Raw genomic sequence first — 7,492 nt, forward strand, 5'->3', positions numbered from 1 at the left:
CTCCCACTCTCCCACTCTCCCACTCTCCCACTCTCCCACTCTCCCACTCTCCCACTCTCCCACTCTCCCACTCTCCCCCTCTCCCACTCTCTCACTCTCCCACTCTCTCACTCTCCCACTCTCCCACTCTCTCACTCTCCCACTCTCTCACTCTCCCACTCTCTCACTCTCTCACTCTCCCACTCTCTCACTCTCTCACTCTCCCAAATGCTATACCTCCCTCACCTGACAAGGGCTGTATATCCCTCTGTGGGTTTTCTCCAAGGCATCAGACTTTCTATAATCTGATCAGGGAGTTAACTAGGAGCTATATCCATCGAGGTGAAAGATATGCAAATTACCGATACCGATCGCATAGCCATTCGCGGCGTTATTGAAAGCCAGCTGGAAGCATTTCAAATTGACGATGCAATTACTGCATTCTCCTTTGCAACTCCGGGAATTCAGGCGACATTCCAAAGCCCCGAAATGTTTATGGAAATGGTAACGACTCATTACCAAGCAGTGTACCGCCCGCGTGCGGTGGTGTTTGACGATCTTGCGATCGTCAACGGATACTTAAGTCAACCAGTACTCCTACTCGATCCCGACGGTGTGCCAATGAGGGCCCTTTACGTCATGGAAAATCAGCCCAACGGCAGTTGGAGAATTCACGGGTGCTATCTAGTTCCCGTAGAAGGGCAAACCATCCCATAAACTTCACATTGGCGGACATACTCGCAACAGTTGGTTGCCGCCTTTTTGAAATTCGTAAGCAACCTGCCTGATTTCCAAAGTGTATCCCTGCATTTCCAATTTATTCATTACTGGTTCAAGTAATGGCGACACCTCCCCCGATATATTCAAAACGGGAAAAATCCGCGCTTCTCTGGCAACGCGACTCATTTCTAAAATCGAAGCCAGATGAAATTCTTCTGAAAGTTGATCGGAATAAGTAAACAGGAAATGAGAACACAAAGCCAAATCAAACTGATTGCTATTGAAAGGCAAAACCGGCAACCCATCTGTTAAATATCGCCCTTCTTGAAGTCCGGCTGGGAAATCGTCTAAAAATTGGTGCATCGCTGTCATCCGAACTTTTCCCAGTCGATCTGGTGACTGAATATCTTCCCAAATATATGAGTCCAGATTTGCCTGGACACCTTCAATAACTATTTGATAAGTATCGTTAATTCGCTTGGCAATTTCATCTCCCGTAAACTGATAAACCGGATCGCAAGAGATCGTCTTGTACCCTTGGCGCGTCATCTCAGCATTAAAGCTTGCTGGGCCACCCGCACAATCCAGAATCGCCAACCTCAAATCGTCTGGTGTCAAACCAAACATCTTGACATATTCCTGCATCGATCGGCCCCACGGAATTACCTGCTCAAGCTTTAAGCCCACTGCTTTTTCCCTCCAAAGCCAATTTTAATTAGTATCACCCATTCTATAAAAACTTTTTAAACGTAAAACTTCAAGGCCCTTAGAAACCCGGTTTCTCCAAGAAACCGGGTTTCTGAAAGTTGAGTTTATTTACGCCCACCTACTTAATAAACCCGAATTTCATATTACTCCATACATGGGGCTGCCTCCATAATTTCCAGAGGAACTCGATGAAACTGCTTAAAGTTTTCTACAAAACGCCTAGCCAAAGCTCTCGCCTGTTGCTCATAAGCTACGCGATCGGCCCAAGTCTTTTCAGGGTCTAAAATCGCGCTATTAACCCCAGGAACCGCTTCCGGTACTAAAATTTGGAAAATCGGGTGGTGATGAAATTTTACATGGTTTAACTCGCCATTAATAGCCGCCGCAACCATAGCGCGAGTGTCTTTAATTTCAATGCGACGACCGACGCCAAAAGGCCCACCAGTCCAACCCGTATTCACCAGATACACATCAGCGTCGTGCTGGATGATTCTTTCATACAACATCTCAGCATAAATACTAGGAGAAAGTGGCAAAAACGGCTTACCAAAACAGGATGAAAAAGTAGCTTCTGGTTGAGTAACACCTCGTTCCGTACCCGCTAACTTACTCGTGTAACCGGACATGAAGTGGTACATTGCTTGCCTATTAGTTAATTTTGCGATCGGTGGCAAAACCCCAAACGCATCAGCAGTCAAGAAAATGACCGTTTTCGGATGACCTCCCACACCAGGAATAACACAATTGGGAATAAATTCCACTGGATAAGCTGCTCTAGTATTTTCCGTCAAGCTATCATCGTCATAATTGGGCAATCTGCTTTCTTCATCGAAGATTACATTTTCAATCAAAGCGCCAAAACGAAGCGCATCCCATATTTGCGGTTCGTTTTTCCTTGAAAGCCGAATTGTTTTGGCATAACATCCACCCTCAAAGTTAAATATTCCCTGTTCCGACCAACCATGTTCGTCATCGCCAATTAACCGGCGTGTCGGATCGGCAGATAAAGTTGTTTTACCAGTGCCAGAAAGTCCAAAGAATAATGCTGTGTTGCCGTTATCATCCATATTGGCAGCGCAGTGCATCGGCAAAACATTGCGTTTTGTCATCAAGTAATTCATGAAGGAAAAGACGGATTTTTTGATTTCACCAGCATACTGAGAACCGCCAATTAAAACGATTCTTTTGACTAAGTTGAGAATAATAAATGCTTCGCTGTTGATGCCATCAATATCTGGATCTCCCTGGAAACCTGGAACCGCAATAACGGTAATATCAGAGTAATGATTTTTTAGTTCTTCTGCTGTTGGTCTGATGAAAAGTTGATGAGCAAATAAATTTTGCCAAGCTAGTTCATTAATGACTCTGACGCTTAGCTGATATCTTGGATCGGCACCAACATAACCATCAAAGATATACAAGTCTTTGCTTTGAATATAAGCCAGCATCCGCTTGTAGATTTGGTCAAAATTTTCCACGGAAAGCGGAACATTGACGCTATTCCAATCTATTTCATCATGGATACTTGGTTCGTCAACGATGTATTTATCTTTAGGCGATCGGCCCGTGTATTTCCCAGTTCTCACAAAAAGAGCGCCATTGTTTCCCAAGACTCCTTCTCCCCGCGCTAAACTGTGTTCCACTAGCTGAGGAACTGATAAATTGCGGTAGATCCGACCGGGGTTTTTTATGCCTAAAAGCTCTAGTCCGTAAGACTTTTCATTCATCCCATTGCTAACTTGGCAAAAAGTCTGAGCTAAACCACTCAGACTTTTCAAGTTTAGAGAAGCTAAATCGTAAGTTTTTGTATTCATATAAACACCTATTGGTGAATGGGTTTGCACATACTTGTAGATAATTCGATGTTTACATATCCTTTTCAGCGAAAATGAGAATTTTTAATCCTACTCAACAAATGTTTAACTTTATTAATAATTTATTTAGATTTTGGAAACTAAAGCCGATCGGAGGCGCACGCTTACATCAAGCTAGGCGGCATTTTGTAAATTTTATATGAAGTTTTCAACAAATTTTGTTAAACCGCTTCTAACCTTGCTATATATCGAAATACAGCGCCTTTCAGATGAGTAGGTACGCGAAACCCGGTTTCTTCAAGAAACCGGGTTTCTGAGGTGTACTTCATTCGGCTGCAAGCCACTGTAAATAGATTGAGGTGCGTTAGCTTTTAGCGTAACGCACTCTACTGCTGCTAGCCGATCGCCATTCCCGATCTTGTGGAATTGCGGATTTCTGGCGTCAAAACTTGATTCAATTTGCCGCTGCGATAACCTTCCAAATCCAGGGTTACATAGAGAAAGCCGAATGACTGAAACGCCGACACCAATGTTGGCAAATCTGTTGTTAAAACAAACTCTTTTATTTGTTCGGGCGGTAATTCAATTTTGGCTGTATCTGCTTCGGAACGAACGCGCAAATTTCGCCAACCTAATTTACGCAAATATAGTTCGCATCTGCCTACTCTTTGCAATTTGGCAACAGTAATTTCTTCGCCGTAAGGAAAGCGAGAACTCAGACAAGGTTGCGCTGGTTTATCCCACCAAGGTAAACCCAAATGTTTGGATATTTCTCGCACTTCTGCTTTAGTTATACCAACTTCTGCTAAGGGCGATCGGGCCCCCCTTTCTTTCGCCGCTTGTATCCCCGGACGATAATCTTTCAAATCGTCTGCATTCACCCCATCGACCACATAAGGATAACCGCGCTGCAACGCCAAAGGTTTGAGAGTGTCGTGCAATTCGCTTTTGCAAAAATAACAGCGATTGACAGGATTAGAGGTATAATTGGGATTCTCCATTTCGTGAGTTTGGATGACCTCATGGGGAATGCCAATTTCAGCAGCTTGGATTCGCGCATCTTCCAAGTCTTCTGGCAGTAATGAGGGAGATTCGGCGGTGATGGCCAAGGCCCGATCGCCCAAAACATCATAAGCTATTTTTGCTACCAAAGTGCTGTCAATGCCCCCAGAATAGGCGATCGAGGCCCGATCCATTTCAGCAAAAATATCTTTTAAATTTTGTAATTTTGGCGACATCATAATCCCTTTTACTTCAGTACAACGATCCATATTTCCAAAATAGTTCAAAAATGCGATCGCACCACAAAATTTGCTATGCTCCCACTTAGAATCTCGGATTGACGAAAAAGAAGCGCAGAAGGCAAGAGAAGAACACTGACATCCTCCCACCACTAATTCGGAGTACCGAATATAGTGGGGGATTCCCAAGAATTCTTGGTTCGCAGTTCATCGAGCCAACTTAGAGCAAGAACGTCTCCGTTCTTAAGCCAGAGGTTAGTTTCTCCCTGCGCTTTTGAGCTTTTGGCTCCAGATTCCGTATGCCCTACGGTACTGTTGAAATATTCAGCTAACAGCTTGAATCCTTTTGCCAAAATGTTTTTTGCGGCATTGTGGTCGCGATCTAAAACCGTTCCACACTGGCTACATATATGCGTCCTGGTGCTAAGAATTTTCTTCACTTTCGCTCCACAGCACGAACAATCAACAGTCGTGTTGCGAGGTGGAACAGCGATAACAATGACACCGTGAACCTTGGCAAAATATTGAAGCCATTGAGTGAATTGATACCAAGATGCGTCACTAATAGACTTAGCTAAGTGATGATTTTTCACCATGTTTCGTATCTTCAAGTCTTCGTAGACAATTAGGTCGTTAGATCTAACTAGCGCCAGAGCATCTTTACGAGCCTTGTCTTCACGCTGTCTACTTACCTTGAGATGTTGTTTGGCTAAAGCCCTGCGAGCTTTATGGTATCTATTAGACTGCTTTTTGCCCCTGATATGCTTCTTAGAAACCCGGCGTTGCAGCATCTTGAGGCGACGTTCGGACTTTCTCAGATATCGAGGGTTATCGACAGTATTTCCATCAGAATCGGTGTAGAACTCTTTAAGCCCTAAGTCGATTCCCGTCATTTTCCCTTGAAGCTCATGCTCCTCTTTTCTATCCCAGTCCACTAAGAACTGAGCGTAGTAGCCATCAGCACGTCTGATAACTCGAACCCTAGAAATTTGTTTTTCTGAGTACCAGACCAAATCCCTAGAACTCCATAAGTTCATCGTTCCTACTTCAAAACCATCGGTGAATGTTATCTGTCTTTTATCAGCAGATAATTTCCATCCACTATTTTTGTACTCAATGGAACGGCTGAACTTCTTGTATTTGGGGTAGCCTTTTTTACCAGGCTTACCCAATCTACAGTTTTCATAAAAACGCTGAATAGCAGACCACGCTCTATCAGCATGAGCCTGCCTAGCTTGAGAGTTAAGTTTCTTTGTCCAAGGGGTTTCCTTGTTTTTTGCTAGTACCGAGCAAAGCTTTTGGAGGTCGTTCCTAGTGACTCCTTTGTTATCTTCCCAATATCGCAGACAAGTGTTGCGGATGAATTGTCCGGTGCGGATTGCTTCATCCAGCTTACTGTACTGTGATTGAGTTCCTTTTAACTTTGCTTCTATTACTAACATGGTAGGATGATACCACATTTTACCCAACACAAACACGGGTAGAATTATAATGATTCGCTATCGCTCAATTGTTAGCGGGTCGGCATTCATCTCACCGCTAAATCATCGGGGGTACTCGCTACGCGAGGGTAAATCCCCCTCGGTTATAGCGGGAGCCTTCTGCCGACATTAAGGTAAAACAAGATTAAAAAAAGCTACTCATATCAAATCCGTCTGCGTCGGAATTATTCGTTTTTCCCCTCTTACCCCCTCCCCTCTTACCCCCTCCCCTCTTACCCCCTCCCCTCTGCGGCCATAATGATTCAGACACAACCGGAAACGATATCATTCCACGCAGCAACACACACGACCCGAAAACCAGTGACTGGATACCTTTGCCTCGCATCGCTACGGAAGCGAAACGCCGAACGACAAACTCTGGGATAGTAAGCCCACGAACCACCGCGCAGTAGCTTTTTAGGATCGTTAGATTTCCAAACACTACCATCGCTGGGGGCACCTTCATAATTGTCATGCCAATAATCAGCACACCATTCAAACACATTCCCGTGCATATCGTACAATCCAAAAGAGTTAGGAGGAAAACTCCCGACTGGTGTTGTCTTATTATGAAAGGTGCTTTGGGCTTCAGAGGTGGAAGTCTCCCCTTGCTTGTAATTCACCAGTTCGGGCGTGATTGTTTCGCCAAAATGAAAAGGCGTTGTTGTTCCAGCGCGACAGGCATATTCCCATTCCGCTTCGCTGGGCAACCGATAAGTGTATCCAGTTTTTTGAGACAATCTGGCACAAAATTCCACTGCTTCTTCCCATAATACCTGCTCCACTGGTAGATTCGCACCTTTAAAACAGGATGGATCGGGATTTAGAGAAATATTGACTTGAGGTAAAGCTGCAACGGCTTTCCACTGTGCTTGGGTCACAGGATATTTGCCCATGCAAAACGATGAAATTTTTACCTTATGTTGAGGGCTTTCATAACTTTGTCTTTCCGCCTCTGTCTCCGGCGAACCCATCAGGAAACTTCCGCCTGGAATTAACAGCATTTCCATAAAAACGCTATTTCCCAAATCTTCGGTAAAATATTGATTGAACTGGTGGTGACAACTGATTTCTTGCCCAAATTTATTAACGACGATAACATCAAACTCACAGAAGGGAAGAAATTTATCTAGCTTCTGTTTAACTTTTGGTTCTGTTCTATCTTTGAGCAAGGAATATGAAGTAAATTTTACCAGCTTCGATTCATCTTGCAAAGCTTTAATTATTAAGTCTAAGCCTGCTTCTCCATATTTAAGTGCATCCGAAAGTGCCGCAACTCTTACTTCTACTTCTGGATTTGCTAACCGTCGTTTAACGCCTTGCAATCCTCCTAAAACAGCCGCATCAATAGGCGGCGGATTTTGACCGCCCAACACGGCATCATATTCTCTGGGTCGATTGGGATTCTCTGTCATTGTGCCTTTGATAACCAGCTGATTTGGGATTTTGGATTAATATGCGATCGCACCACCAAATTTGCTACTCTCCCGCTGCTAATACCCGGTCAACCGTTAATTCTAACTCAGGGAAAGTTCCAGACACAATCCTA

Annotated in this window: 7 protein-coding genes; 2 read left to right on the plus strand and 5 right to left on the minus strand. The window is 44.1% G+C overall.

The genetic code is table 11. The features are described from left to right. Both LAY57_RS34340 and LAY57_RS34345 read left to right on the plus strand, forming a co-directional pair. On the plus strand, nucleotides 1–288 hold a 288-nt coding region (locus LAY57_RS34340; RefSeq protein ID WP_249071760.1), incomplete at its 5' end, for a hypothetical protein. Between the two features lie 42 nt (nucleotides 289–330). Next, nucleotides 331–696: a DUF4864 domain-containing protein gene (locus LAY57_RS34345; RefSeq protein ID WP_249071761.1), complete on the plus strand. Its 366-nt coding sequence runs from the start codon at nucleotides 331–333 to the stop codon at nucleotides 694–696. Nucleotides 697–699: 3 nt separating this feature from the next. On the opposite strand, the gene LAY57_RS34350 is transcribed toward LAY57_RS34345, so the two are convergent. The 5 genes from LAY57_RS34350 to LAY57_RS34370 all read right to left on the minus strand — a co-directional run bounded on the left by LAY57_RS34350 (nucleotide 700) and on the right by LAY57_RS34370 (nucleotide 7,358). After that, complete coding sequence (locus tag LAY57_RS34350; protein WP_249071764.1) at nucleotides 700–1,386, minus strand: SAM-dependent methyltransferase; 687 nt, start codon at nucleotides 1,384–1,386, stop codon at nucleotides 700–702. 164 nt (nucleotides 1,387–1,550) lie between these two features. Beyond that, the gene (pckA, locus tag LAY57_RS34355; RefSeq protein ID WP_249071765.1) at nucleotides 1,551–3,221 is read right to left on the minus strand and encodes a phosphoenolpyruvate carboxykinase (ATP); all 1,671 of its coding nucleotides are present in this window, start codon (nucleotides 3,219–3,221) and stop codon (nucleotides 1,551–1,553) included. A 395-nt stretch (nucleotides 3,222–3,616) separates the two neighbouring features. Further along, the gene (larE, locus tag LAY57_RS34360) at nucleotides 3,617–4,462 is read right to left on the minus strand and encodes an ATP-dependent sacrificial sulfur transferase LarE (protein ID WP_249071767.1); all 846 of its coding nucleotides are present in this window, start codon (nucleotides 4,460–4,462) and stop codon (nucleotides 3,617–3,619) included. A gap of 152 nt (nucleotides 4,463–4,614) precedes the next feature. Continuing rightward, on the minus strand, nucleotides 4,615–5,904 hold the full coding sequence (locus LAY57_RS34365) for an RNA-guided endonuclease InsQ/TnpB family protein (protein ID WP_249071770.1): 1,290 nt from the start codon (nucleotides 5,902–5,904) through the stop codon (nucleotides 4,615–4,617). A gap of 302 nt (nucleotides 5,905–6,206) precedes the next feature. Further along, nucleotides 6,207–7,358: a formylglycine-generating enzyme family protein gene (locus tag LAY57_RS34370; RefSeq protein ID WP_338022547.1), complete on the minus strand. Its 1,152-nt coding sequence runs from the start codon at nucleotides 7,356–7,358 to the stop codon at nucleotides 6,207–6,209. Nucleotides 7,359–7,492 lie beyond the last annotated feature (134 nt).

This window comes from Argonema antarcticum A004/B2 (assembly GCF_023333585.1).
GTDB lineage: Bacteria > Cyanobacteriota > Cyanobacteriia > Cyanobacteriales > Aerosakkonemataceae > Argonema > Argonema antarcticum.